Origin of the sequence: Deinococcus psychrotolerans (genome assembly GCF_003860465.1) — a bacterium.
Lineage (GTDB): Bacteria > Deinococcota > Deinococci > Deinococcales > Deinococcaceae > Deinococcus > Deinococcus psychrotolerans.
On record NZ_CP034183.1, the window covers coordinates 2,757,911 to 2,784,072 of the forward strand.

The window sequence follows — 26,162 nt, forward strand, 5'->3', positions numbered from 1 at the left end:
CTCAGCGCAAAAACAGCTCTCCGACTTTGCGAATAAAGTGGTCGCGGCGCTCCAACTCTTCGGGGCTGTAGCGCTCGGCCAGCAAACGGTCTTTGAAGCCGCTCACCGTTTCGCTGTCCGGCACGGTCCAGCTTTCCAGCGGGATGCAGGCCAACGTCATGTCCTCGCCCCACTGCCAAGCGGCATTGACCGGCAAGCCCACTTCAGCGGCCCGCAGCGGCCAGGTGGCGTCCACCTTCATCTGGCCCTGCGGGGTATTCACCACCAAATAATTGTGAATGTCCACCACGCTCTGGCCGCCCGATAGAGCACGCAGGTCGGGATCGGCGTCGTCCGGCAGTTTGATTTCCTGGGTGCAGGCGATGATGGCGCTCTCTAAACCGTGTTCGGCCAGCAGCGCCGCCAGCAACTCGTGCTTGGTGCTGCAGGTGCCGCGCCACTCCCCGATGATGCCCGCAGGTTCGTGGGTGCTGGCGCGGGCATAAGGCATGTCGCGCACCAAAGCGAAGGCGACTTCGGGCGTCGGGGTGGGCGCGTCTGTGGGCAAGATTCCGCGCTGCACGGCGGCTTCCCGGAGTTGTTCATTCAGCTGCTGAGCAAGGGAAGGGGCGTGAGAGTTAAGCATGGCCGCATCTTGCCACGCTGCTGCTCAGGCCAAATGAGGTGAGCGTCATCAAGCGCTGCGGCTCGCCTCCTCCCCTAGAATGCCCGCATGATGTTTTTATCGTTCCTGCTGCTGGCACTGGCTTTTTTGATCGGCAGCTTGCCGCTGGGCCACTGGCTGCTGGGCCGCAGGGGCCATGACAGCCGCTTGTACAGTGCCTACAACTTGGGTGTGGAGAATGTGGTGCGGCGCGTCGGCCTCGGCCCGGCCATCGGCAGCGCGGCGCTGGACGCCCTCAAGGGCTTCGTGGCGGTGCTGGCCGCCTCGGCGCTGGGGCAGCCGGAACTGTGTGTGCTGGCGGGCCTCGCGGCGTATTTGGGCCATCTCAACCCGCTGAAGGTGCTCTACGGCCCGACGCCGCCGCGTGGACGGGGCAACTTGGTGCTGCTGGGCGTGTTTGCTGCGCTCAGCGTAGCGGGCCACCTCAGCTTGTGGCTGACCGTCACACCGCTGGTTGTTTACGCCGCCGTGCTGGGTCTGAGCGGCTACGTCAGCTTGGCGACGATTTTGGGCTTGGTGGTGTTCGCTGCTTTGGTGGCCTTCTCACCGCTGGACGTTCCGGCCAAGCTCGGCGCGGCGGCGTTGCTGCTCGCCTCGGCGTGGCGCTTCAAGGAAAATCTAGGCCGCGTTCTCGACGGCACTGAGCCGCATCTCGGCGACGACGTGCCGATGGCGGGCAAACGCGACGACGAAGTGGTGGCCGCTTTTATGATTCACCCGCTGACCCTCGAAGATTTCTGGCAAACCCGCCGCTTTGCTTGGATGCGCCCGCTGATGGAGCGCGGCGTGCTGAGTGAAGCCAGCGTGCGGAGCGTGGCCAACAGCCTGCGCCCTATGAAAGTGGGAGAATTGCACGGCATCAAAACCACCGACGGTAAGCGGATTCGGGCGTACTTGCTCAGCAGCCCTCTCTTGCCCGACGTGTTCCGCGACGATCCTGAGCTGGCCACCCGGCGGGCCATCGAGGGCGCGAAATTGGCCCGCGAACTCGGCGCGGAGGTGTTTGGCCTCGGCGCATTCTGGAGCGTGGTCGGCAACAAAGGTCTTGACGTGCAGGCGGCGGTGCCGGAGATCACTGTGACCAACGGCGGGGCCTACACCTCCGGCACCATCAAAGCGGCGATTCCCGGCATCTTGACGCACTTCGCGAGTGAGGGCCGCGACCTCTCGCAGGCGGTGGCGGCGGTGGTGGGCGCAAACGGCGTGGTGGCGTTCGGCATCGCCCGCACCATTGCACCGCAAGTTCGCAAAGTCATTATGGTGGGCCGCGACCTCGGGCGCTTGGAGCGCAGCGCCGTCACCCTCAGGCGGGCCAACAAGAGCACCGAAATCGTGATTACCACCGAGTACAGCGCCCTGCTGGAAGCTGATCTGATCTTCACCGCCACTAGCGATCCCAATCCAGTGATCTTCGCGCAGCACGTCAAGCCCGGCACCTGGATTTTTGACGAGGGCCGCCCCGCCGACGTGGACGACTCGGTGGCAGCTTTGCCGGGCGTGCGGGTTATTCCCGGCGGCGTGGTGCGGCCCCCCGGCGGGATGACCAGCAGCGTGGATTTGCATTTCGGCGAAGGCGCAGTGCCGGCCTGCCTCGCCGAGACGTTGATTCTCACCGCCACGGGCGAGCATCACCGCAAGAGCCTAGGGCCGCAGACGCTGAGCGAGAACATCAATTTTTTCGTAGAGCAGGCCGCCAAGTTGGGCTTTGAAGTGGTGGACTGAGCGCCGTGAATGAAAACCTGTTTCAAACTTAAGCGGCAACTGGCCTGCTACAATCTCCAAACGTGAACAACTCAACGCAGCAAGCGGAGCAGCACCCCATCTATTCGGTTGATGTCGGCGGCGTCAAGCGTGACCTTCCCATCGTGGAGGTGGCTCCCGGCGTCAGCGTGGCGCTCTTTAACATGCTGGGCGATACCGAAGTCACTGAGGCGGCAGGCAAGGCGCTCGCGGCCCTGCTCCCGGCCAACATTGACGTGCTGGTTACGCCGGAGGTCAAGGCGCTGAGCTTGGCGCACGTTATCAGCCGCGAATCGGGCTTGCCTTACGTGGTGATCCGCAAAACCGTCAAGCCTTATATGGTCGAGCCGGTCGCCCGCGACGTGATCAGCATTACCACCGGCAAGCCGCAACTGCTCGTCCTCGACGGCTTCGATGTCGCTAAAATCAAAGGTCAAAAAGTCGCCATCGTGGATGATGTGGTGTCCAGCGGCGGCACTCTAACCAGCCTGCGTCAGATCATTGAGGAAGTCGGCGGCGAAGTGGCGGCGGTGGTGGCGGTGTTTACCGAAGGCCAAGAACGAGAAGAAGTCACGGCGCTGGGGCATTTACCGCTGTTTACTTAAGTACTCGGGACTCGCGCCGCATTTAAAAGCGGGCCTTGGCGCAGGGTTTTCTTGTAGACTGAGCAGAACTTCGCTCAGTGCGGGCGCTGCCGAGTCGCTGACTTCGCCGCTGGCACTGAGTTTACGCACAGAGCCGCTTTCCCCGGAGGAATGGCATGTTTGAAGCTCAGAGAAAACCGCTGTCCAGCGCCTCACTTCAAAGGTCTACGCCGTTGCCTGCGCTGCCGCCAGCGGTTTTTTCGCCGGCTTTACAGCGGCAAGCACAGTGGGGCCGTCAGTTGGCCGAGCAGACCCTGCGGCCCGTCCGTGTGCAGCGCCAGCACAGCCAGACTGTTTTCAGCGCCCTGAGTGTGCAGCGACAGGCCGATGAGCAGCTCAGCGTGCAGCGCCGAGCCCTGACAGGGCAACTCGCTGCGCTGGGGGGAGCGCCAGCACCGGACGCTCAGGATGCGGCTTTCAGTGCCGCTGTGCAGCGCCGGGCCGAGCAGCGAGCTGGCCCGCAGCCCCTGACGCAAAAGCCCAGCACTCCGGCGCAGTGGGTGCAGGCCGCGCAACTCGAAGTGCAGCGGATGGCCGACCCAGCTAAGCCGGCCCAAACCCGCTGGATGAGCTTGTCCGAACGGGATCAGCATGTTGGGACACTAAGAACCGTCGGGCAACAATTGGCGGTGGGCTTTAAAAATGACCGTGGCCCCGCTGTGCAGCGTTACGCCGAGTACGGCCTGCAACTGGCGACGTTGCAGCGCCAAACGCAGACCAGCGGCATTTCCCGCATGGTGATGAGTCAGCTTCCCGTCTCGGAGCGGCCCACGGTGCAGCGGGCGGTGGATGAAGCCTTGCAGCGCCTCGCCACTCAGGACGAGCAAGATCAAAGTGCCTTGCAGCTCCACGCTTTGCAGCGCCAACTCGCCGACCTTGGTGCCCAAGCCGAGCAACCGGTGATGCAGCGGATCCAGGCCCGCAGAGGCGGCGGAACGCCCTTGCCGGAAACGGTGCAGCGGCAGCTCGAAGCTGGCCTCAACCACGACTTTTCCGGTGTGCGGATTCACGACGACAGCGAAGCGGATACGTTAGCAAAGAGTGTGCAGGCCACCGCTTTTACCACGGGCCGCGACATCTACTTTCAAAGTGGGAAATTCAGTCCCAATACTCAGAGCGGCCTGGAACTCATCGCCCACGAAGTTACGCACGTCAAGCAGCAGGTTAGTGGGCAAGTCGGCAAAGGCATTGACCCCGACGCGGGATTGGAGAGCGAGGCCCGCCAATTTGGCAGTCAGTTCGCGGCTGGGCTGGAACACAAAGCCTTACCTCAGAACAAGGCGCTGCCGCAGCATAAAGCCCTGATGCCAAGTCCGCACGCGCCGGGTGTCTACAGCCAGGCGGCGGCTGTGCAGCGGGTACAAGCGGGTACGGTTCAAGCGGCGCTCCACAATCCGTTTACCAGCTTGCAGCGCCAGGGTGATCTCACTTTGCAGCGCAATTGGCTGACCGACAAAGCCAAGGGTGCCTGGGACGCCACTGGTGGCAAGGTCGTCAATGCGGTCGAAGACGGCGCGGCAGCGCTCGCGGCCAAAGGTAAGGAACTGCTGGCCAAAGGGCTGACGATTATCCCCGGCTACCGCGAACTGTGCATGACTTTTGGCAAGGATTTGGTGACGGGTCAGGCCATGGCCCAGAATCCCAACGCCATTCTGGACGCGCTGGCGGGATTCGTGCCGGGGCCGCTCAAAGACATGATTCGGGCCGTCAAGGAAAGTGGAGCCATCGGCAAAGCGTGGGCCTGGTTTCAAGGTGAACTCGGCAAGTTGCAGATCGGTTCGCTGCTGGGCGACATCGGCGGCGCCATCAAGTCTGCTGATCTGGGCAAAGCCAAATCGGCGGTGATGAGCCGGGTCAGTACCCTCAAAAGCATCATCTCCGGCTGCGGCACGCGCATCGCCGACATTGTGCTGACGGCCATCAGCGCTGGACTTGGTCCTGTCGGAGCCAAGATCATGGCGGGCCTGCGGCGCAGCGGTGACGTGGTGGTGCAAGTCCTGAAAAACCCCGGCAAGTTTGCGGGCAACCTCCTGAGCGCTCTCAAGCAGGGCTTCGGGAACTTTGGTCAACACGCGCCGCAGCATTTCCAAAACGGTGTGGCCGGTTGGCTGACTGGAGCCACCGGCGTGACCTTGCCGCCCAAATTCGATTTGCCGGGCATCTTCATGACGGCCCTGACTATCGCGGGCCTGACTTACCAAAATTTCCGTGGCCGCCTGGTCAAAGCGGTGGGCGAACAGAAAGTCAAGCTCGGCGAAGGCAGCGTGCAGATGTTGCAAACCTTGAAGGGCGGTTTGCAAAAAGACCCCAGCATGAAAGCCTCGCAGGGCAGTGTGGGCAGCGAGGTCTTGGCAGGGATCAAGAGCGAAGTGCAGAACTCGCTGATTCTGGCCGGAATCCGCAAAGTGGTGACGATGCTGGTGCCGGGCGGCGGGTTTTTGAACGCCATCATCGGGGCATTTCAAAGCGTGCAATTTGTGATTGAACGCGGAGCGCAGATTGCCAGCGTGATTATGGACGCTTTTAACAGTGTGGGCGCAATCGCGGCAGGGAATATCAGTGGCGCAGCGGGACTGGTGGAACGAAGCTTGTCGGGCGCTATCCCGCTGGCCTTGAGCTTCGTGGCGAAATTGGTGGGCATTGGCAATCTGGGTGGGAAGATCAAGAACATCATCACCAAAGTTCGCAGCCGCTTGGACGGACTGGTCGACAAGATGGTTGGTAAAGTCAAGGGATTGCTGGCGAAGTTGGGTGGCGGAAAGGGGAAAACAGACGCGAAATCAACAAAAACGTCACCCCAAGATGTGACCAAGCGTAATCAAACACTCTCTGATCAAGAGAAGACCCAAAAGCTCAATGTGGCTGCTAAAGCCTTACAGGGACGCTTTCAAGCGTTGGTGAAGCGTTCACCCACCCGAGTAGAGGTCAAACAGAATTTGGCACAATGGAAAAAAGAATTTGACCTCTCGGATTTGGCGTTTGATCATTCTGCCGGTCAAGCAGCTCTGTTCGCCAAAGTCAATCCACAGGCCAAAGTCGGTTCAGCGTATCTCTTTGATGCCAATGATGCGTCAACGTTACGGAGACTTACGAAGTTGGTGGCACAAAATCTATTGGCAGAACCCAAAGTTCAGCAGCAAGCTCAAGCCATGCGTCGCCAAGACTTTTTGCTGCGGAAGAAAGGGGATTATCTGGGTTCCAAACAGTCACCGGTTCAACTGAAAAGTGGTTTAGCACTGCTGTCTCAAATCAGTTACTGGCGTTCGTTCGGCAAATCAACAGAGCAATATCCAGTGCCGGGTAGAATGCCACCGCTCAATGCACAAGGCAAACCGGGACGTGGCAAAAATAACTATTACGTCCATTCTGACAACCCGGAGATCGTTTCTGCCGCTCAGCCACAATTCAATCCTAATAATGAACACGTGAAAGGCGGTGGGGACTATCTGAATGGCAAAAATGCCCTTGTTACCCGGATTCAAGGTATTGTATCTAGGACGGGGTTTTCTGATAGAGTGATAGCTGGTTTTATATTGAATATGATCCGTGGTGAAGCCCCTATTGGCTTAAAGTCGACAGAGGTTACAACTCTCAAAAGTCTAAAACAAATGCTCTTTTCTAGTGAGTCGAAGAGAAGTGGTGAAAATATTGTCAATGCTCCTATGCTTATTAGCCAAGTTGCAAGTGGTGAAAAAACGTGGCAACAAGCCTTGGAGAGCTTGCCAATGCATCCTAAAGGAGCAGAAGCAGCAAAACGTGAACTTGAACGCCAAGATAAGAAACTTCAGCTTCCTGATCCCGGTTCAGTCGCTGCAAAAATTGCTGCTTTAGAGGCTCAAGTGACTCAAGAGTACGTGAAAACCATCTCAACGAAGCAAGGCTTCGTCGTCTCCACGCTTAGTCAGGTTCAGCGGCTTGTCGAACGCGAAATGAGGAAGTTTTATGGCCTTTGAAGAATACAGCGTTATTTACAAGAGGGTATCATTCGAGGGTATAAGTGTGGACGATTTCTTTGCTTTTGCTTGGAAAGATTATTGGTCGATTGCTGGAGCCTTCACATGTGAGGAGATAGCTGCTGTTAGAAAGGAAATTGTGTATAAGCCGGCAAACAGAGAAATATTGATTGATTTCATTCTCGATCAGATAACGCCCGAGCCATTTGTATTAATTCGTTTACTTGCTGATGCTGACAATGAGACCGCTGCAGCCGCGCAAGCCATTTATGACGAAATAATGGCCGAACTTCCGGTTTACCACCTCTCCGAAATTATCAAAAAATCTGATGATCTCTCTTCGCTCTCAGAGGAACAGCTACATGCTTTGGGGAAAGGTTACGATCCTGCACTTCGCACTGAGATTCATGCTTTCCTCCTTAAGCTTGCTAGGTATTCCAAGGCCACCAGCGCTCAAAAACAAGCGGCCATTATTTCGATTGGTTATATCTCTGAGCCACAACACTTTAATTCAGTACTTGAAGTCTTCACCCAAGACGCTTCATCAGAGGTTATTGAATTGGCTCAGTCCATGTTAGAGGCGGGTCAAGCAGTTCTTCATCAATAAACGTCACTGCTGTCAATTGATCTCTACCTCGTTTTGCCCGCTGCTCAACGGCGACCCCGCTGCCAGAGAGTCGTTGAGCAAGGGCCACCCGAAGGGGGATGCTTTCGCGTTTTAATTTACAATTGAATGGATTGTGTTACAACGTTCGTGACGACTGTGCGACACGTTCTTGAACGCCATTATCGGAGCCTTTCAAAGCGTGCAATTCGTAATTGAACGCGGAGCGCAGATTGCCAGTGTGATTATGGACGCCTTTAACAGCGTGGGGGCCATCGCGGCAGGGAATATCAGCGGCGCGGCGGGATTGGTCGAGCGGAGTTTGGCGGGCGCTATTCCGCTGGCGTTGAGTTTCGTGGCGAAATTGGTGGGGATCGGGAATCTGGGCGGGAAGATCAAGAACATCATCACCAAAGTGCGTGGCCGCTTGGACGGTTTGGTGGACAAGATGGTGGGCAAAGTCAAGGGACTGCTGGCGAAGTTGGGTGTTGGGAAGGATGGCAAAGCCGAAGCAAATAATTCAGAAAACGATGTCAGAAGTTTGAGCCAGAAAAGTAAGGATGTAGATTCTGCTATTGCTGAAGCCGATTTGTTGATGAAAAGACCTAACGCATCTCCAAAATCTGTGAAAAGCAGTTTGGTTGGCATAAAAATTAAATATAAACTCAATATTTTGAATCTCGTCAAAGAGTCTGATGGAGAATATCATATTTTTGGTAAAATAAATCCAGAGAATATAGGGCCATCAAGAAAATTGAGCGATAATCAGAGAGAAGAGATTAAGTAAGGTTCGGCAGATATAAATGCGTACGGAACTCCATATTCTCAATTATCACCAGCAAAGAAAAAGATATTGAAAGAAAAATTGAACAATAAAACACTCACTAAAGAGGAGTGGCAGCATCTTGAATGGGATAGGCGTTTTAGCAATAGGAGAAAAAGAGGAGTAGATCGATTTTGGGCTTCTGAACGCATTGCTTTACGTAAAGGTGCGCCTTCCAGAAATTGGACTGAAGAACAGAAGTCTGATATTTTGAGTGGTAAGACTCCAAAACACGAAGGTAAACCTATTGAAGGGCACCATCGCTATAACGCCATAGATCATCCACATATTGCGGATGTTAGCGAAAATATTCATCCAGCAACTTGGGACGAGCACTTCAATAAATGGCATGGCGGCAATTTTCAAAATGATACTTTTGGCCAACCCAACAACCCTGCTTACCCCGATGATTTTTAGGAGCCATTATGTCTAAAATACTTATTTTCGCAGAAAGAGATTTAACGGCTGATGACTATTTATATATCCAGAAATTCACGGGAAAGTCAATATCTACGATTAAAAAGTCTATCTCTGATGATAATCCTATGGCTGAATATATCCTTTTTATGGATGACTATAAAGAGATAGCAGAAAAAATAAAACTAATGAACCAAAAATTTGGAGATAAGATCGGATTCTTCGAAGTCGAAGATATGGAAGAAGATACAAATTTGCAATATGTGAGACAGCATAGAATAAGCTCTGATACTTTATTTAATATTCTGGAAAGCGCCGAAAACTACGAATAGAAATAACATTGTTTGTACTATTATTCAATTTGAATCAACTAACAGGTGAAAATATTTGGAAACCTTTTAAAGATGAATCCGAGACAGCCGATTTCGTTATAGATAGTGCAATGGGAGAAAAAAAATATGAATACATCTTCAATATTGTCTGAAAAGCTGGAGATGAGGAATGGATTTATTTTTATCCTTGAGAAAATGGGTTGGAGTATCATAGAATTGCATAAAGAAACGATGAGAACTATTACACAGACGCCCAAGTGGAGAAAATTGGCAGCAATATAACCACGCTAAGCTTGATTCAGCAATATGCTGAAATTCTATCTGAAAGCTTATTCGCAGATTTTGTTCTAAGGTTGTCATTCTCCTCAAACGATTTATCTAGTTTAGTCAGGTTGATAAATAAACTACCAGAATTGGCGAATGTGGCAGACATAAAGGAATTATTAGGCAAATTTAATGATGCGAAGTGTTCAGTGAAATTGGGTTTGGAAGAAGATTTTGAAGAATTAAGCCCAAACTCTATTAAGGAGTTCGTAAACTTGGCAAGCTAGCGTTTGCGCCTAAAAGAACCACGACACCCGCCAATCAGAGTGGTTCTTTTGGGGCTGACTGCGAAGCAGGCAATAGATTTGTGTTGTGCCTTACATTTAAGGCGTGTTGTATGACAACTGGATATCAAAGGCGAAGTGCAAAACTCGCTGATTATGAACGCTTTTAACAGTGTGGGCGCAATTGCGGCGGGGAATATTAGCGGCGCGGCGGGCTTGGTCGAGCGGAGTCTAGCGGGCGCTATTCCGCTGGCGCTGAGTTTCGTGGCGAAATTGGTGGGCATTGGCAATCTGGGCGGTAAGATCAAGAGCATCATCACCAAAGTTCGCAGCCGCTTGGACGGACTGGTTGACAAGATGGTGGGCAAAGTCAAGGGACTGCTGGCGAAGTTGGGCGGCGGGAAGGATGGGAAGACGACTAAAGATGATAAGAATCCCGACGATAAAAAACAAAATGTAGATGGTACATATGGGAGAGTTGGCTTCCAAGCTGGAAAGGAAAGTCACAGTGTTTGGACGGTTGTCAAAAACTCTATTCCAGAAATTTATATTGCCTCAACGCCAGATAAGGCCATTTCTCAACTTTCAAGATTCAAAAAGGAAGCAGTTGCGCTTAATGTCTTCAATGATCTGAGACCTCATTTCTCGGACGCCGGGAAAGCCGTTGCCGTTGGAATATTAGTCATGAGAAAATCTATCAATTCTTCAGACCGAAATGTCAGATTAATGATTACTAGTGAAGCAACAGAATCCAGTAATCAGATTGCAAGATATGTTGGTGTTATTAGAAAAAATATTCAAGAAGCTAGAGATAAGCCGACTCAGATGCCCTTGATAACAGTGTTATTTAGTGCTGCTAGCTATCCAAAAGACGTACAAGAATATAGATTGCAATTATTTGAACAGCAAATGGGTATCAACAGAAAAACAATAGCTCAATGGCTCTCCGCTAGATCAGCGTTCATTGCGGGTGGGCGTGGTGGAGCGACAGCACAGTGCCGTGCGCGTCAAGCTAGATTAGACCTCCTAATCGCCACTTTTACTCAGAGAATTAGAAAAGCCGAGCCTTCAAAACCTATTTTACAAGCTGAATCAGAAGCATCAACATTGGCACGGCAATGGTTAACCAACCAGAGGGCACTTCATGCTCCTGACCAAGTTGCTGGAAGTATGGCAAATGAAATTGTAGCTTTAGGTAAAAAGGAAATTAATGGCTCTATAGGTGGAAGTTGGCCGTCAAGAATTGGAAGTATCGATAGTGGTGTTGCGAATTTTATAAGCACAAATCCAACTGTTGACCAAACTAGGGTGAAAATGAATGTGAGATTAAGTCTATGAGCCAAGAGGCAATAGAAGTATTTAAAGACAGATTCGGTTCTTTGCGAGACACCGAGGAATGTCCAGTAGAGTTTGCGAATATTTTCCCGCATGAAATATTCAATTTCTGGCAAGAGGTTGGATTTGGTAGAAGGTCTGATGGTTTTATTTGGTTGGTCAATCCGCAGGAATTTCAATGGGTTTTGGAAATATTTGACCTTCCAGAATATATTCCTTTTGCACGCAACTCCTTCGATGAAATATATGTTTTAGATCAGACTGGTTCATGTTATAGATTCTCAGCATCTGATGCTGAGGCTTGTAAAATCACTGTTGATTTTGAGACGACCCTGTTAACAATTTCTAGAGCATCTTCGACTGATGATGAATTGTTCTATAAAAGACATAAGGAAATGTGGGATTCTGGTAAAAGAATTGAAAAAGACCAATGCTATTGCTTTTCACCCGCTATCCCACTGGGAGGGGATGAAGAGACTTCTGACATTTACGTGGGAGACATCAGAGTTTATTTTGAACTGTTGAGCCAGATGTAGCGTTTGCGCCCAAAAGAACCGCAACACCCGCTAAACAGAGTAGTTTTTTTGGGCGTTGACTGCGAAGCAGGTATTGGGCTTTGTGTGTTGATTTACATTTTTGGCCTGAACCCCGGCGGTTTTTTGAACGCCATTATCGGGGCATTTCAAAGCGTGCAATTTGTGATTGAACGCGGAGCGCAGATTGCCAGTGTGATTACGGACGCCTTTAACAGCGTGGGGACAATCGCGGCGGGAAACATCAATGGTGCGGCAGCACTGGTCAAGTTCAATTGCCATACAGCGTTATGCTGGCTTGACCTCTCATCACTTCAAACTGTCCACTTCGCGCAGATCCAGTTGCCGCAGGAGCGTACCGCCGTAGAGCAGCAGCGCTTTGTAATCGGCTTGGGCTGGTGCCTTGAGCGCAAACTCAGCGCTGTGGCCCGCCGCGTCAAGATAGCGGCTATCGCGGCCCAGTTCCTTGTCTCCGGCAAACCACACCACGCTGAGATAATCGCCTTGGACGGGGCCGTCTACCCTGGCTCTGACCACCAGATTCTCGCCCCGGCGTTCGAGGGTGGCTTTGGTGATGCGCAGCGGCAGCACCACCGGCAGCGGCGCTGGAATCACCGGAATAAAGTTGTACCGGCAACTGCCAAGGAGCCCAGCGCTGAGGAGGCAAGCAACAACCAAAAAAAATCGGGCCATGTCGTGCTCAGCATAGCGGCTGCGCGTGAGGACTCAGGCCGGCGGAGCTCGGCAGACGGCTACAAGAGTCAACAATTAAAGTGTGAAATTTTCGACTTTGTGAACGAAAAAAGCCAAAGATTATACAGAAGTAAGTGACGTGTAAGATGTCAACTTGTTTGATGAAGGCAAGATGATTACGGCTGAACTGACTCCTATCCGAAGCGACCGCTTTTGGTTGCCCCTGCCCAGTCGTCCCGCCCTCTACCGCCTGTCAACTGACCACTACCCTTGGAGTGAAGTGCGCAGTGACCTTGAGGCCCGGCCCATGCTCAGTGCAGTGCTGGAAGCTGAGCAGCAGGGTCGGCGCGGACGGCTGCTGTGGAACGCTGGCGCGGCACTCGGCGGTTTTGACGACACCCGAGACCTCGGCGTCAATGAGTTGATGTCGGCTTTCCCACGCGCCACCGTGCAAGTGACTTTGGTGGATCCGGCGGTAGCAGGTCTGGCTTGGCAATGCCGCAGCGCCCAGCCTGAAGCCCTCAGCGCGGCTTGGCCGCAGGCCCAAGGCCAATTGGTGAGCAGCAACTTTTCGGGAGCCCTTCTGGGCGGTGAAGGCGGCGAGGTCATCAGCTTTTGGCAATCGGGCAGGCCGGTGGCGGGCAGCTTGCCGGTCAGCGGCCAAGTGCAGCAGCTCAGCGCTCCGCAGCCACTTGGCGGCCAAGCGTTGATGGAATTCTGGTCGAAGGTCTTGCTGCTGGCCTCGGCGCAGGCCGGGAATATCGCCGAGATTTGGCGCAGCTCGGCTGCCGACCTCGCCGACGACCACCCCTGCCTCGATCCGTTTGCCCGCGAAGTCTGGCTTGAAAAATTGTCGGTGCAGGCGGTGCCGGATCTCAGCGCCACTGAACTGCGTGACGCTCTCTTGGCTGTATTTGACGCCACCCTGCGGCGGCTGCGGCTGCGGCTGCGGAATCTGGCCGTAGCCGAGTTGCAGGCCTCGCCGATGTGGAGCGTGTCCGGCGCTGGAGACTTGATATGACTTTGAATTGGCCCAGCGGCGTGACCGATCAAACGCCACTGCCTTACAGCTTATGGCGCGTTCTCGACGCTTTGGCGTTGGGGCTGACCTCGGGTCAGGGCGGCCTTCCCAGCGACAGCAAAGTGCAAGAAGCATTGGCTCTCGCCGAGCAGTACGCGGGCCGCGCCCAGCGCCAAGAGCAGGCGCTCAGTGAGGAGCTGATCGAGCAGGTCAGCGCCGCACTGATGGCCTGTGTGGGGCCAATCGGCCAGATCATCATCGAAGACGCCCTCGATGAATTGCCTGAACCAGCGCGACTTTCGGCGCTGCTCAGGGCCATCGGCGCAGAATTGGAAGATACGCAGCGCCAGATGTTTGGCAGTCAACTGCGGACGCGGGGCATCGTATGAGCTGCCAGCCGTCCGTTTCGGGTGATTTGGCTTTTCTCCCGCATTTGACCCTGCATCAGCAGCTGCCAGCGCCGCAGGGCCGCAGCGTTTCGCTTGCCAACCGTTCAGTTGCCCGCGTTTTATTTTTCACTGTTTCACCCGTTTCAGGAGAAGCCTTATGAAGTACACCGTCGTTATCGAGCAGGCTGTGCCGGAAGACGCCTTGCCGCAGCTCCAACAGCTCCTTTCCGAGCGTTTTCACCTTTCTGCCGACCAAGCCCGCAAGCTCGCTTCACGCCGGGGCGGACGCCTGATGAAGCCGACCGGCAAAGAGCGGGCCAGCGTGCTGCTGGGTATTTTTCAGGAAGTCGGGGCCAAAGTGCGCCTCGAACAAGTGTCCGACACCGATGAAGCGGCGCTGCCGACTGCTCCAACCCGCAGCGCTCCCGTGGTGATGCCGCTGGAAAACCGCAGGGGCGATCTTCACGCCACAGAGTTCGGACAGGTGGTGGCGCGTGAGCAAAGCGTGGCCACTTTAGCCGCGCCGGTGATAATGGCCAGTGCGCCGAGCAGCCCGGTCAGCCCGCCGGCTGTTTCTCCCCCTGCACCCGCAGGCGACGATTTTTGGAATGAACTCTCAGCCCCCGTGCTTAAGGCTGACGGGCAAGGTGGCGTGCCTATGGCCGCCCCAACCTCCAGTGGTCTGATGGGCGGCAGCACAGATGATGGCTTGTTTTTGCCGGATGTCGGCAGCTTGCCGCCCACCCCCAGCGCTCCCCAACTGACCAAAACGTCCGCTCCATCAGACGACGACCTGTTCGCACCGGAAGGTTTACAACGACCGGGCCGCCCAGCGGCTGCCGCAGGAGCGCAGGGCGGCGTGTCCAGCGACGCCGACAGTTGGTCGGATTTTGCCGGATCGCTGACCATGACCGACGTGGTGACGGCCCCCAAAACGGCCCAAACCGTGCCTGAACTGATTTTGACGCCGGAGCCGGAGCGTCAGGTGGGCCGCCGCCAGCCGCTCTCGCGCCGCTTGACGATCGCTTCGGTGACGCCGCTGGCGGTCTATACCCTGCTGACGCTGACCACGCTGGGCTTGGTGCTCAACGCTTCCCAGCGCTCACTGATCTCCAACAGCGCCGCGACCATCGCCGCCGCCGTGGGTTCGGTGCTCAACACCACCGATCAAAACACCGTCAACCAGCAGCTCGGCACCTTGCTCAACCGTGAATCGGTGGGCTTCGTACAAGTGGAACTGCCCGACGGCACTACCTTTTTTCGCAGCCAAGCGCCGGGCTTAGACGCAGTGTTGGGCGAACGGGTCGGCACCTGGGTCAAGTCCAATCCCAGCAGCGGCGTGTTTGTGCAAAGTCAAACTCCCGCTCAGCTGTACAACGACCAGCTTCAGCAGCTCGTCAGCGTGGGCGCTCAGGACTCCGAACCCGCCGCCGCCCTCAAGCGGGCCATTGCCAGTTCCGAGAACCAAAGCATCGTCAACCGCAACTTTCAAGTCGAGCGCATCGGGGTGTATGCCCGCCCAGACGGCACCCGTGAAACCAAATCAGCCACTGCCAAGATCACCGGCACCAACACCTTGCTTTACCGCATCGCCGTCGGCGTGCCGATCGACTCGGCCAACGCTCAACTCCGCAACACCTTGCTGGCGCTGCTGCTGGCGGGCTTAGCTGCTATGCTGATCGGCGCGGCTCTGGCTGCCCGCGCCGCACGCCGCATCGTCGAGCCGATTGAGCGCCTCGTGAAAGCGGCAGACGCCATCAGCCTCGGCGACCTTAGCCAGTCGGTGAAGGCCGAGGCCAACGATGAGGTGGGCGACCTCGCGCAGGCCCTCGAACGGATGCGCCTGAGTCTTGACGCGGCGATGGAGCGTCTCCGCAAGCGCCGTAAGGTGTAAACCAATACTCAAAAACGGGAAGCAGGCCTCAACTCGGCTTGCTTCCCGTTTTGTCTGTATTTGCAGCAAAATAAGCCCAGCAAGTACGCAAATACCTTACCTGGGTGCGCTAGAATGACTTCATGACGCCCCCGCCCGACACCGCCGTGCTGATCGACGGGCACGCCCTCGCCTTTCGCTCTTACTTTGCATTGCCGCCGCTGACCAGTAAAAGCGGCGAGCCGACCCACGCCATTTTGGGCTTTATGCGCCAGATCACCCGCTTGATGCGGCAAAAGAGCAACCAGGTCATCGTGGTCTTCGATCCGCCGGTCAAGACGTTTCGCCACGAGCAATACGAAGATTACAAAGCGGGCCGCGCCGAAATTCCTGCCGATTTGCCCGCCCAGATCAACCGGATTCGGGCCATCGTGGACGCCATCGGCTTGCCGCGCTTGGAGGTTGGCGGCTACGAGGCCGACGACGTAATCGGCACATTGGCCAAAAAAGCCGAGGCCCACGGCATGAACGCGGTGATCGTCACCTCTGACCGCGACAGCTACCAGTTGCTGACCGAGCGTGTCAAAGTGCTGACCAGTGATTTCAAGTTGTTTGGCCCCAAGGATGTGCTGGAAAAATACGGCGTCAGCGTCGAGCAGTGGGTGGACTACCGCTCGCTGACCGGCGACGCCAGCGACAATATTCCCGGCGCAAAAGGCATCGGCCCCAAGACAGCGGCCAAGCTGCTGCAAGAACACGGCAGCCTCGATGAGGTGATCGCCCGTGCCCAGGACGGCAGCTTAGAGCCCAAAGGCACCCGCGAAAAGATTTTATCGAGCCTAGAGAACGTCTACAAAAGCCGCGATCTGTCGTGTATGGTCACGGATTTGCCGCTTGAGATCGAAATGGCGACTCACGTAGGCGCAGGTGATCCGGCGGCCCTGGACGCGCTGCTGAGCGAACTCGATCTGGGCAGTGTCCGCAAAGACCTCGGAGCGCTGCGCGGGCCCAGCGGAGTCGCCGCCGAGCCAGAACCCGAACCCGAAAGTCTGGCCCGCGAGGTGCCGAACGGCGAGTGGCGCACCCCGGTGGCGGGCGTGATGTGGGGCTACGTGCTCTCACGCGAAGATGACCTGACAGCGGAGTTGCTGGGAGCCGCCACCGCCGACGGCGAAATCACCCGCACCGCGCCGCTGGAGTTCGAGCCGGTCGAAGAGGAAGCACCTGAAGCCACTTCGCCGCCCGAAGAAGCGCTTTTTGAGGAAGCGGCCAGCGGGAAGAAGACCAAATCGAAAGCCAAAGTCAAACCCAAACCCGAACCGCTCGGCCATGTGGACGAATCGCAGTTCGTAGGCCAGCGCGAGGTCAATGCGGCGGGGGCCAAGGCGCTGGCCACCCACCTGCAAGTGCGCGGCCTTAAAGTCGAACCCGGCGACGATCCGCTGCTGCTGGCTTACCTGCTCGACCCCAACAACACCGCCATGCCTGCCGTAGCCCAGCGCTACCTGCATGCGCCGTGGCCCAGCGACGCGGCCAGCCGGGCGGCTCTGAGCAGCCAACTCTGGGACTTGCTGTTGCCGCAGCTCGACGAGGCCCGCCTCAAGCTGTATCACGACATCGAAAAGCCGCTGGCACGGGTGCTGGCCCGGATGGAAGTGCGCGGCGTCAAGCTCGATAGCGCGTACCTGCGCGGGCTCAGCGAGTCGATGGGCGCACGCATTCAGACCCTTGAGGCCGAGATTCACCAGCACGCGGGACGGGTCTTTTCGGTCAGCAGCCGCGACCAGCTCGAAGCGGTGCTGTACGACGAGCTTCAGCTCAGCACGGGCCGCAAAACCAAGCTGACCGGCAAGCGCTCCACCGCTGTGGCTGCCCTTGAGCCGCTGATCGACGAACACCCGATTATTCCGGCGCTCCTCGAATACCGCGAACTCTCCAAGCTGCGCGGCACTTACCTCGACCCGCTGCCGAACCTGGTCAATCCGCGCACCGAGCGGCTCCACACCACCTTCGCCCAGACCATCGCGGCCACCGGCAGGCTCAGCAGCCTCAATCCCAACCTCCAAAACATCCCGATTCGCTCGGCGGTGGGGCGCGAAATCCGCAAGGGCTTCATTGCCGATCAGGGCTTTACCTTGCTCAGCGCCGATTACTCGCAGATCGAGCTGCGCCTCCTGGCGCACATGTCCGGCGATTTGCTGATGCAAGAAGCCTTCAACACCGGGGCCGACATTCACCGCCGCACCGCCTCGCAGGTGCTGGGCGTGGACGAAAACAATGTCAGTGCCGATCAGCGCCGCGCCGCCAAAACGGTGAACTTCGGGGTGCTCTACGGCATGAGCGCTCACCGCCTCAGCCGAGATATGAATATTCCGTATGCCGATGCCAGCGGCTTTATCGAGCGCTATTTTGAAACGTATCCGGGTATTCGTGGCTACATTGACCGCACCCTGGCCGATGGCCGCGAGAAGGGCTATGTGGAAACCCTGTACGGGCGGCGTCGCTACGTGCCGGAACTGCTGAGCGGCAACCGCAACGTGCGTGAGGCGGGTGAGCGGCTGGCCTACAACATGCCGATTCAGGGCACCGCCGCCGACATCATCAAAATCGCCATGATCGAACTCGACCCGCTGCTGATGGACTTGGGGGCGCGAATGCTGCTGCAAGTTCATGACGAATTGCTGGTCGAAGCGCCGATTGACAAGGCCGACGAGATCGCCGAACTGATCAGAAGCACCATGATGAATGCCGCCAAGCTGAGCGTGCCGCTGAATGTGGAAGTCGGGCGCGGGCCGGATTGGTTCGATACCAAGTAACTGAGCGTGAGCTAGGCCGCTGACTGGGCAGGATATGTCAAGATCAGCAGATGCATCTCATTGCCCTGATTTTGGTCGCACTGGTGGCTGTGGAACACCTCTACATCTTGGTACTGGAAATGTTTTTGTGGCGCACCGAGCGCACCCGGCGAACCTTTGGAGTCAGTGCCGAGCTGGCCGAACAGACCGTGACGATGGCGGGCAATCAAGGTCTCTACAACGGCTTTCTGGCTGTGGGTTTGATCTGGGGTTTGATCGGTCAACGTCAAGACGTGATGACGTTTTTCCTGATCTGCGTCATCGTGGCGGGGCTGTACGGAGCCGCTACGGTCAGCCCGCGCATTGCTTTAATGCAGGCGCTTCCGGCAGGCTTGGCGTTGCTGGCCGTCTGGCTGACGTAAAGTCATACCAAAAAAGACCCGCCGAAGCGGGGGGCGGTGCTGGCAACCCCAAGCGGGACAGAGCCAGCACCATCAAAGTGTGCTGGCGAATGGGTCAGCCCAATTCTCCCCTCAGCCCTTGTACAAAATCCGCCCACACGAGGGGCATTTCACCGGAGGCAGTTTGCCGCCAGCGGCCCGCTGCTGGATGTTGACCGGCAGTTGCACGTTGCAGCCTTGGCAGCGGCCTGCCGTGTACGACACGATGCCGATGCCTTTTTTACCTTTGCGAATCAGCTCGTATTCCTTGACGAGGCGCGGCTCGGTGCGGCCCACGATCTCGGCCCGCTCGGCCCGCATGCCCTCGCCCTGAGCGCGTAAGTCTTCGACGCGGGCGTCGTCGGTTTCTTCCAAGCTGCTCAGGTTGGGGCGCATGGCCCTGAGTTCGCCGCGCAGGCCGCTGGCTTTTTCGCGCAAACTGGTTTGCTGAATCTGCACAGGCTCTAAGGCTTCCTCGTAGTCCGAGACCCGCTCCGAAAGCTGCAAAATGACGCTTTCAAACTGTGACTGCAATTTGGCGTTGGTGGCGTTGCGGTCTTGCTCGGCTCTGTTGCGGGCCACCTGTTCGCGGCTGCTGGCCAGATCAAGCTCAAGTTGTCTGGCCTGACGGTCTACTTTTTCCAGCTCGATTTCAGTGTCTTCGAGTTGGTTGTTGATCTTGGCTTGCTCCAGGCGTGCGGCCCGCAAGTCGTCTGAAATACTGCCTTCCTCAAGGCGCAGGCGGTCGAGTTCGAGGTCAAGGCCCTGCACACGGTAAAGCTGTTCCAGTTGTCCGCTTTCGCTCATCGCCTTCAGTCTAACCCCATGTGAGCCGCTTGGGGGCTTGGTCAGCGGCGCAGTGCTCAGCCGCTGCTCTCCACGCCCAGCCGTGGACACAAGCTCAGCAGCGTGCAGGACGAGCAAAGGGGTCTGCGGGCCAGGCAGACGCGCCGCCCGTGCAAAATCAGGGCGTGATGTAAAAAGATCCACGAATCTTGCGGGAAGAGTGCCTGAAGGTCGAGCTCCACTTTGTCGGGGTTCATCTGTTCGCTCAGGCCCAGTCGCCGCGCGAGCCGCCCCACGTGGGTATCTACCGCGATGGCCGCCATCCCGTAGGCGTTGCTCAGCACCACATTGGCAGTTTTGCGTCCCGCGCCTGGCAAAGCCACCACCGCCGCGAAATCGTTGGGTACCTCTCCGCCGTGCCGCTCCAAAAGGAGGCCAGAGAGGGCCACCAGATTTTTGGCTTTGTTGCGGTAGAGGCCAATGCTTTTAATCAGGGCTTCCACCGCTTCCACGGATGCGGCGCTCATGGCCTGCGCGTCGGGGTAAGCGGCAAAGAGGGCGGGCGTGGCGGCGTTCACGCTTTTGTCGGTGGCCTGCGCTGAGAGCACGGTGGCGATGAGGAGTTCAAACGGGCTTTGGTACTCAAGTTCGGTGCGGGCGTCGGGGTAGGCAGCCTGCAGGCCACTGAGGACACCCTCGGCGCGGCGTTTGAGGGCGGTGGGCGGGCGCGGACGAGAAGCTTTGGCGGGCGTTTTGGCAGCGGGAGACACGCCCTTAGCTTAGCCAACTTCACGCTTTACTTACCCATTACTTAAATGCACTAAGCTGACCGGCGATATGGACTGGCTTTATAGCGTCATTCTCGGCATCGTCGAAGGTCTCACCGAATTCCTTCCCGTTTCTTCCACCGGCCACCTGATCGTGGCGGGCGACCTCCTGCGCGTGCCCTGGCAAAAAAATGTGCTCGACACCTTTGAAGTGGTGATTCAGGGCGGAGCGATTTTGGCGGTGGTGGTGTATTACTGGCGCGACCTGGTGCGGCAGGCCAGCACCATCAACAAAGACGCGGGCGTACAGCGCTTGTGGCTGGGGATCGTGGTGGCCTGCATTCCCGCCGTGATTTTGGGCGCACTCTTCGGTAGCAAAATCAAGGCGCTGCTGTTTACCCCGACCGTCGTGGCGTGGGCGCTGATCGTTGGCGGCGTGCTGATGTATTTCATCGAAATGCGCCCGCGCCCCGCCACCACCCACAAGCTGGAGAGCATCAGCTTGCCGCAGGCCATCACCGTGGGCGTGGTGCAGTGCTTGGCGCTGCTGTGGCCGGGCTTTTCGCGCTCGGCCAGCAGCATTCTCGGCGGGATGCTGACCGGTTTAGACCGCCCCACCGCCACCAAGTTCAGCTTCTACCTCGGTATTCCAGTGCTGGGCGGCGCGACCTTGCTGGATTTCGTCAAGCACAAGGACGACCTCGGCGCGGCGGGCCTGACCAACGTGGGCATCGGTTTTGTGGTCAGCTTTATCGTGGCGTATTTCGTGATCGGCTGGCTGCTGCGCTTTGTCAGCACCCACGATTTCAAAGGGTTTGCCGTTTACCGCATCATCATCGGCGTCATTATTTTGGTGCTGATCTACTCGGGCGTCATCAACAATTTGAACAGAGCTTGAGCGGGGCGTAACGCGCCAGCTTAAGCCAGAGGCTTTTTCTTGCCGGCCCCACCGCCTCTGACCCTTACCAACAACCAAGATGGCCCCCTGCTACTCGAAAAGTCGAGTGACAGCGCGGGCCATTGCTGTATAGAACAGCGTTTGGGGGAGTAGGCCATTTGCCGTGCGGGCGGCGCTGCACCACTTGGCCGCCCCAGCTGATACGAGATTTCGGCGGCTTCATGACTTGGGACGGCTAAACGTTAGTCACTGCCGCGCTGAACTCGCCGCTGCACCTTAACCCAGAACAGCCTTACGTCTATGCGCTCAGCAGAGTTTGAGCACGGCTGGATTGCGTTTGCTGGCCGAATCGGACGGCCACACAGCAGGCGGGGGGCGGGGGCGCTATTCTAGTCGGCATGTTTGGCAGATTTCGGTTTGTGTCGTGGGCCGCTTCGGGCGCTGTGGCCCTGACGCTGATGTTGGGGGCCTGTTCACCGGCTGGTAAGGTCACTACAACGTCTGACACGACCCAAACCACGACAAGGACTCCATCTCAGTCTGGCGCAACTCAAGTCCAGCCGACCCGCTCAGGGCGCGATCCCCAAAGCGGACTTCTCTTGATGGCCCGCTCGGCACTGCCGCCGGAAGGTCAGCGCACCCTCAGCTTGATCGGGCAGGGTGGGCCTGTGCCTCCGCAACACTGGCCGTACCAAAAAGACGGCGTGGTTTTTTCTAACCGTGAGCGCATTTTGCCCAAGCAGTCCAGCGGCTATTACCACGAATACACTGTGCCCACGCCCCAGTCGGCTGACCGGGGAGCGCGGCGGATCGTCTGCGGCCCACTGCGAAGCTTGGCTGCCGAATGCTATTACACTGCCGATCACTACGCCAGTTTCAAGAGGATTGCCCCATGAGTATTTTCGAGTTGCCGCCCGAAGGAATCCAGCCCGCGCCCGCCGAGCCGCGTATGGTGGCGGCGGGCGCACAAGTCCGGCTGCGCGAAGTGAACCTCGGCAAAGTCTCGGACAAAGACGACTTGATGCTGGCTTTTACCAACGACTTGACCCTGACTCCCAATTTTGGCCGCAACTGGGACGCCCTCTACGACGTGCTGAGCGACCCTGAACAAGTCCCCGATCGCTTGGCGCTGGTGCTGTGTAGTTATCCCGATTTTGAGCGTCAACACCCCAAACTTGCCGCGCAGCTCACAACCGTGCTGCTGGACGCCCAAACGGCGCTGGCGGCGCAGGGAAGAGCGCTGTGGCTGCTCTCGGACGTGCCGGAAAGCGAAGGGTAAAGCGCTCAGGGCGTGCGGCCCCAGCACACGGTGTGTCCAGACACGCTAGACTGCCGGCATGTTGCGGGGCAGTCTTTCTGAATTTCCTCTTCTGAACGTGTTACAGATGTTGACCAACAGTGGAGCGAGCGGCAAACTTCACGTCTCTCATCTGCGCGGCGGCGATTTGTGGTTGCAAGGCGGCGAAGTGGTGCACGCCTCGGCGCTGCTGCGTGAGGGCGACGACGCCCTTGATCTGCTGTCCTCGGTGGGCGGCGGCGATTTCACCTTTGAACCGGGCCAAACCGCGCCCAAGCAGACCGTCGAAACCCGCCGCACCGCTTTGCTGCGCCAGCTCAGTGTCAGCAGCGACGCTTGGCAAGAGTTGCTGCGCCTCTTTCCGCACTGGGACAGGCCGCTGACCTTTACCTCGCGCTGGACGGATCAGCAACCGGTGACCCGCGCCCAATTCCGCACCCTCAACTTGGTGGGCCGGGTGCCGCTGGGCGACTTGGTGGCCCAAAGCGACCTCTCTCCCCGCGCCACTTTAGAAGTGCTGCGCCCCTTTATCCAGTCGGGCTTGGTGGATTCGGGAGCGCAGCTTTAGGTTGGGTTGTGGGAACGAGATCGCCGGACGTGGGCAAAGCACTGAGAGAACAGGGGAGACGTGAACCTTGTTCTTTGTCTTTTGTGCTTAGCACGCGGAGCGGTTCGCCTTCAACCGCTCCCACGCGCCTTTTTCAGGTGTTACTCAAATAAGGTGCTGACGCTCTCTCCGGTGTGAATGTTGCTGATGGCGTTGGCAAACAGCGGAGCCACGTCCAAAATGGCCAACTTGCCGCCCGCGTTTCGCATTTTCTCTTCGGACACCAGCACGGTGTTGGTGCTGGCCACTTCCACCGCGTCGAGGGCCGCGATCCGCTCAATGGCGGGGCCGGTGTAGACGCCGTGCGAGACGGCTACATAGACTTCTTTCGCGCCCATGTTTTTAGAAAAGTTGACGGCTTCGACCAGCGAACCGGCAGTGCTAATTTCGTCGTCGACGATAAAGACTGTTTTGCCGGTCACGTCACCGATCAGGGCGCGGGGGTCGACGTTGGTGTCTGAGACGCGCTGCTTGTCGATGAAGGCCAGACCCGAGTCGAGGCGGCGGGCAATTGCCGAGGCCCGTTTGATGCTGCCCGCGTCGGGTGCCAGCACCACGCCCTCGTTGGCGTTGGGCACGCGGGATTTGAGGTACTGGCTGATCACCACGTCGGCAGACAGGTGATCGACCGGCACTTTGAAAAAGCCGTGAACCTGCGCCGAGTGCAGCGACATGGTCAGTACCCGGTCAGCGCCCGCTTCCTGAATAAGGTCGGCCATCAAGCGCCCGGCAATACTGATGCGCGGCGCGTCTTTTTTGTCGCTGCGGGCGTAGCTGTAATAAGGAATCACAGCGGTCACGCGCCCCGCCGAGGCACTCTTTGCGGCGTCGATCATCAAAAAAAGTTCCAAAATAGAGTCGCTGACCGGATGACTAAAACTCTGAACGATGAACACGTCACCTTCGCGCAGGGAGTCTTCAAAATGCACGATGATGTTTTCGTTGGTAAATTGCTCGGTTTTGCTGTGCCCGAGCGGAATGCCCAGATTGTCGCAGATGGACTGCGCGAGGGGGCGGTTGCTTTGTCCAGAAAACACCATCAGGGGGCCGCGATTAACAGGCATAGGAAAAGACCTCCGGGAAAGCGGGAATGAGCGGCCGCCAAAAGAGCACGCCGCGTAGTGCAGGGAAACGTAGCCAGCATAGCGAAATGCTGGCAGTGGCGTGACGCGTTACCCCCTCAGGAACACCCGTGCCCTACTCGGCCACCCGGCTCAGCCGATTTCTTTTGGCCCCTTTAGACCGCTTTTGCCTTCACGTTCCTCCAGTACGCGGGCCACATCGCCGGGCGTCACGCCGACTTCGGCCAGCGCAAAGAAAGTGTGAAACAGCAGATCGGCGGTTTCGGTGGCCAGCTCGGCTTTGTCGCCGTTTTTGGCGGCCAGCAGCACTTCTCCGGCTTCCTCGCTGATTTTTTTGAGCACCCGGTCAAGCCCCCCAGCGTGCAGCCGCGCCACATAACTTTGTTCGGGCAGGGTTCGCAGCCGCTCGGTGATGGTGGTGTAGACCCGCTCCAGAGTGTCGCCCAGCGACTGCTGAGTGAGCGCCTCTGGATTGACCACCTCTGAATCGAGTGTCTGATCTGTTTGCGGCAACAGCGGGCGGTAAAAGCAGCTGTACTCGCCGGTATGACAAGCCGGGCCGCTTTGCTGCACGCGGTACAGCACGCTGTCGCCGTCGCAGTCGAGGTGAATGCTCTCGATGTGCTGGACATGCCCGCTGGTCAAGCCCTTGATCCACTGCTGGCTCCGTGAGCGCGAAAAGTAAGTGCCTCGACGGGTCGTCAGGGCGTGTTCGATGGCGGCCCGGTCGGCGTAAGCCTGCATCAGCACCGCGCCGGTTTGGGTGTCTTGCACCACCACCGGCACCAGACCGTCTGGGCCGAAGTGGATGTCGTCTAAGTTCACCTTAATTGAACCGCTCATTCCAAGACCCCATTGTCGTGCCATTCGGGGCGCACCGCGACGCCCTGAGCGTGCAAGTAAGCCTTGACCTGCGGCACGCTGAGGTCACCGAAGTGAAAGACGCTGGCGGCCAGCGCAGCGTCGGCTTGTCCGCCGGTTGCGCTGCCGCTGAGTACCTCGGCAAAGTCTTCGAGCTTGCCCGCGCCGCCGGAAGCGATTACTGGAATATCCAGTGCCTGCGCCACGGCGCGGGTTGCCGCCAGATCAAAGCCGGCACGCGTGCCGTCGGCGTCCATAATGTTCAGGCAAATTTCGCCCGCGCCGAGGTGCTGGCCTTCTTCGGCCCAGCGCAGCAAATCCAGGCCAGTGTCCACCCGCCCGCCGCCCACGTAGACATTCCAGCCCTCGCCGCTGGGATGCCCGCCGGGTCGGCGTTTGGCGTCGATGCTGAGCATCACGCACTGCGAGCCGTGGTGGTCGCTGGCCGCCCGTATCAGCTGCGGTGTACGCACGGCGGAACTGTTGACGCTGATCTTGTCGGCCCCGGCCAGCAGTAGCGCCCGGAAATCGGCGAGGTCGCTGACGCCGCCGCCCACCGTCAGCGGCATCATGACTTGCTCGGCGACGCGGGCCGCCACGTCCAGCATCAGTTTGCGGCCTTCGTGAGAAGCGGTGATGTCGTAAAACACCAGTTCGTCGGCTTGCTGGGCTTCGTAGCGTTGGGCCAGCACTAGCGGGTCGCCCGCGTCGCGGTGATCTTCAAAAAAGCGGACGTTCTTAACCACCCGGCCATTTTGAACGTCCAAGCAGGGAATGATGCGTTTGGCAAGCATGAACCGAGTCTAGAGCGCGGCGCGGCCGAGCAGGGTGGCGGCTGTCCATTTTTGGGTCGGCCGCCTTGCTGGGGCCGAGCAATCTATACAAGTGGTCAGCAGCGTTGCAGCGCTCCTTCTAACCATTTCTACCGGTCGTGGAAGCCCCTCGACCCTCCACACCCAAACAAATGTCCCTTTTCAAAGTTAAAGACCAGCTAAACTTAAGGGGAGATAAAGACCGGGGCAGTTTGGGGTATTCGCTGAGCACCATCTGAGGGGGCAAG

At 57.5% G+C, this 26,162-nt stretch carries 25 protein-coding genes; 18 read left to right on the forward strand and 7 right to left on the reverse strand.

Features of this window, described 5'->3' with window-relative positions:
- Window position 1: 1 nt before the first annotated feature.
- Window positions 2-625, reverse strand: a complete 624-nt coding sequence (locus EHF33_RS13595; protein ID WP_124872578.1) for a hypothetical protein — start codon at window positions 623-625, stop codon at window positions 2-4.
- 87 nt (window positions 626-712) lie between these two features.
- Between EHF33_RS13595 and EHF33_RS13600 the strand changes: the two genes are divergently transcribed.
- From EHF33_RS13600 to EHF33_RS13640, 9 genes are all read left to right on the forward strand, one after another.
- Window positions 713-2,386, forward strand: coding sequence for a glycerol-3-phosphate acyltransferase (locus EHF33_RS13600; protein WP_124872580.1), 1,674 nt, complete (start codon window positions 713-715; stop codon window positions 2,384-2,386).
- 62 nt (window positions 2,387-2,448) lie between these two features.
- Window positions 2,449-3,009, forward strand: a complete 561-nt coding sequence (locus EHF33_RS13605) for a phosphoribosyltransferase family protein (protein ID WP_241191183.1) — start codon at window positions 2,449-2,451, stop codon at window positions 3,007-3,009.
- Between the two features lie 155 nt (window positions 3,010-3,164).
- Window positions 3,165-7,001, forward strand: coding sequence for an eCIS core domain-containing protein (locus EHF33_RS13610; RefSeq protein ID WP_124872582.1), 3,837 nt, complete (start codon window positions 3,165-3,167; stop codon window positions 6,999-7,001).
- On the forward strand, window positions 6,991-7,608 hold the full coding sequence (locus tag EHF33_RS13615) for a hypothetical protein (RefSeq protein WP_124872584.1): 618 nt from the start codon (window positions 6,991-6,993) through the stop codon (window positions 7,606-7,608). The genes EHF33_RS13610 and EHF33_RS13615 overlap by 11 nt, the downstream gene beginning before the upstream one ends.
- A gap of 169 nt (window positions 7,609-7,777) precedes the next feature.
- Window positions 7,778-8,392 carry a hypothetical protein gene (locus EHF33_RS13620; RefSeq protein WP_124872586.1) on the forward strand — a complete coding sequence of 205 codons (615 nt, stop codon included), beginning with the start codon at window positions 7,778-7,780 and terminating at the stop codon, window positions 8,390-8,392.
- Between the two features lie 66 nt (window positions 8,393-8,458).
- The gene (locus tag EHF33_RS13625) at window positions 8,459-8,845 is read left to right on the forward strand and encodes a hypothetical protein (protein WP_164473484.1); all 387 of its coding nucleotides are present in this window, start codon (window positions 8,459-8,461) and stop codon (window positions 8,843-8,845) included.
- Window positions 8,846-8,853: 8 nt separating this feature from the next.
- On the forward strand, window positions 8,854-9,177 hold the full coding sequence (locus tag EHF33_RS13630; protein ID WP_124872590.1) for a hypothetical protein: 324 nt from the start codon (window positions 8,854-8,856) through the stop codon (window positions 9,175-9,177).
- Window positions 9,178-9,881: 704 nt separating this feature from the next.
- Entirely contained in the window at window positions 9,882-11,063 is a 1,182-nt protein-coding gene (locus EHF33_RS13635; protein ID WP_124872592.1) for a polymorphic toxin type 15 domain-containing protein, read from the forward strand.
- Window positions 11,060-11,596, forward strand: a complete 537-nt coding sequence (locus EHF33_RS13640) for a GAD-like domain-containing protein (RefSeq protein ID WP_124872594.1) — start codon at window positions 11,060-11,062, stop codon at window positions 11,594-11,596. Before EHF33_RS13635 ends, EHF33_RS13640 begins: the two co-directional genes overlap by 4 nt.
- Window positions 11,597-11,902: 306 nt before the next feature.
- On the opposite strand, the gene EHF33_RS13645 is transcribed toward EHF33_RS13640, so the two are convergent.
- On the reverse strand, window positions 11,903-12,286 hold the full coding sequence (locus EHF33_RS13645; RefSeq protein WP_124872596.1) for a hypothetical protein: 384 nt from the start codon (window positions 12,284-12,286) through the stop codon (window positions 11,903-11,905).
- A 172-nt stretch (window positions 12,287-12,458) separates the two neighbouring features.
- Between EHF33_RS13645 and EHF33_RS13650 the strand changes: the two genes are divergently transcribed.
- From EHF33_RS13650 to EHF33_RS13670, 5 genes are all read left to right on the forward strand, one after another.
- Entirely contained in the window at window positions 12,459-13,307 is an 849-nt protein-coding gene (locus EHF33_RS13650) for a hypothetical protein (protein WP_124872598.1), read from the forward strand.
- Entirely contained in the window at window positions 13,304-13,696 is a 393-nt protein-coding gene (locus tag EHF33_RS13655; RefSeq protein ID WP_124872600.1) for a DUF8082 domain-containing protein, read from the forward strand. The genes EHF33_RS13650 and EHF33_RS13655 overlap by 4 nt, the downstream gene beginning before the upstream one ends.
- A 157-nt stretch (window positions 13,697-13,853) precedes the next feature.
- Window positions 13,854-15,590, forward strand: a complete 1,737-nt coding sequence (locus EHF33_RS13660) for a HAMP domain-containing protein (RefSeq protein ID WP_124872602.1) — start codon at window positions 13,854-13,856, stop codon at window positions 15,588-15,590.
- A 122-nt stretch (window positions 15,591-15,712) separates the two neighbouring features.
- Complete coding sequence (gene polA / locus EHF33_RS13665) at window positions 15,713-18,385, forward strand: DNA polymerase I (protein ID WP_124872604.1); 2,673 nt, start codon at window positions 15,713-15,715, stop codon at window positions 18,383-18,385.
- Between the two features lie 50 nt (window positions 18,386-18,435).
- Window positions 18,436-18,786, forward strand: a complete 351-nt coding sequence (locus EHF33_RS13670; protein WP_124872606.1) for a DUF1304 domain-containing protein — start codon at window positions 18,436-18,438, stop codon at window positions 18,784-18,786.
- Between the two features lie 111 nt (window positions 18,787-18,897).
- On the opposite strand, the gene EHF33_RS13675 is transcribed toward EHF33_RS13670, so the two are convergent.
- The gene (locus tag EHF33_RS13675) at window positions 18,898-19,611 is read right to left on the reverse strand and encodes a zinc ribbon domain-containing protein (protein ID WP_124872608.1); all 714 of its coding nucleotides are present in this window, start codon (window positions 19,609-19,611) and stop codon (window positions 18,898-18,900) included.
- Between the two features lie 56 nt (window positions 19,612-19,667).
- Window positions 19,668-20,360 carry an endonuclease III gene (gene nth / locus EHF33_RS13680; RefSeq protein WP_124872610.1) on the reverse strand — a complete coding sequence of 231 codons (693 nt, stop codon included), beginning with the start codon at window positions 20,358-20,360 and terminating at the stop codon, window positions 19,668-19,670.
- Window positions 20,361-20,427: 67 nt separating this feature from the next.
- Here nth and EHF33_RS13685 point away from each other — a divergent pair, with 67 nt between their 5' ends.
- From EHF33_RS13685 to EHF33_RS13700, 4 genes are all read left to right on the forward strand, one after another.
- On the forward strand, window positions 20,428-21,255 hold the full coding sequence (locus EHF33_RS13685; protein ID WP_124872612.1) for an undecaprenyl-diphosphate phosphatase: 828 nt from the start codon (window positions 20,428-20,430) through the stop codon (window positions 21,253-21,255).
- 398 nt (window positions 21,256-21,653) lie between these two features.
- The gene (locus EHF33_RS13690; protein WP_241191184.1) at window positions 21,654-22,151 is read left to right on the forward strand and encodes a ribonuclease; all 498 of its coding nucleotides are present in this window, start codon (window positions 21,654-21,656) and stop codon (window positions 22,149-22,151) included.
- Window positions 22,148-22,534 (forward strand): barstar family protein, encoded by a 387-nt coding sequence (locus EHF33_RS13695; RefSeq protein WP_124872614.1) that lies wholly within the window; start codon window positions 22,148-22,150, stop codon window positions 22,532-22,534. The genes EHF33_RS13690 and EHF33_RS13695 overlap by 4 nt, the downstream gene beginning before the upstream one ends.
- Before the next feature lie 58 nt (window positions 22,535-22,592).
- Window positions 22,593-23,120 (forward strand): DUF4388 domain-containing protein, encoded by a 528-nt coding sequence (locus EHF33_RS13700; RefSeq protein WP_124872616.1) that lies wholly within the window; start codon window positions 22,593-22,595, stop codon window positions 23,118-23,120.
- A gap of 140 nt (window positions 23,121-23,260) precedes the next feature.
- Here the strand turns inward: EHF33_RS13700 and EHF33_RS13705 are convergent, their stop codons facing one another.
- The 3 genes from EHF33_RS13705 to hisF form a co-directional block, all read right to left on the reverse strand.
- On the reverse strand, window positions 23,261-24,223 hold the full coding sequence (locus EHF33_RS13705; protein WP_124872618.1) for a ribose-phosphate diphosphokinase: 963 nt from the start codon (window positions 24,221-24,223) through the stop codon (window positions 23,261-23,263).
- Between the two features lie 150 nt (window positions 24,224-24,373).
- A complete protein-coding gene (gene hisIE, locus EHF33_RS13710; RefSeq protein ID WP_124872620.1) occupies window positions 24,374-25,084 on the reverse strand; it encodes a bifunctional phosphoribosyl-AMP cyclohydrolase/phosphoribosyl-ATP diphosphatase HisIE in 711 nt (236 codons plus the stop codon).
- Window positions 25,081-25,896, reverse strand: a complete 816-nt coding sequence (hisF, locus tag EHF33_RS13715) for an imidazole glycerol phosphate synthase subunit HisF (protein ID WP_124872622.1) — start codon at window positions 25,894-25,896, stop codon at window positions 25,081-25,083. The genes hisIE and hisF overlap by 4 nt, the downstream gene beginning before the upstream one ends.
- Window positions 25,897-26,162 lie beyond the last annotated feature (266 nt).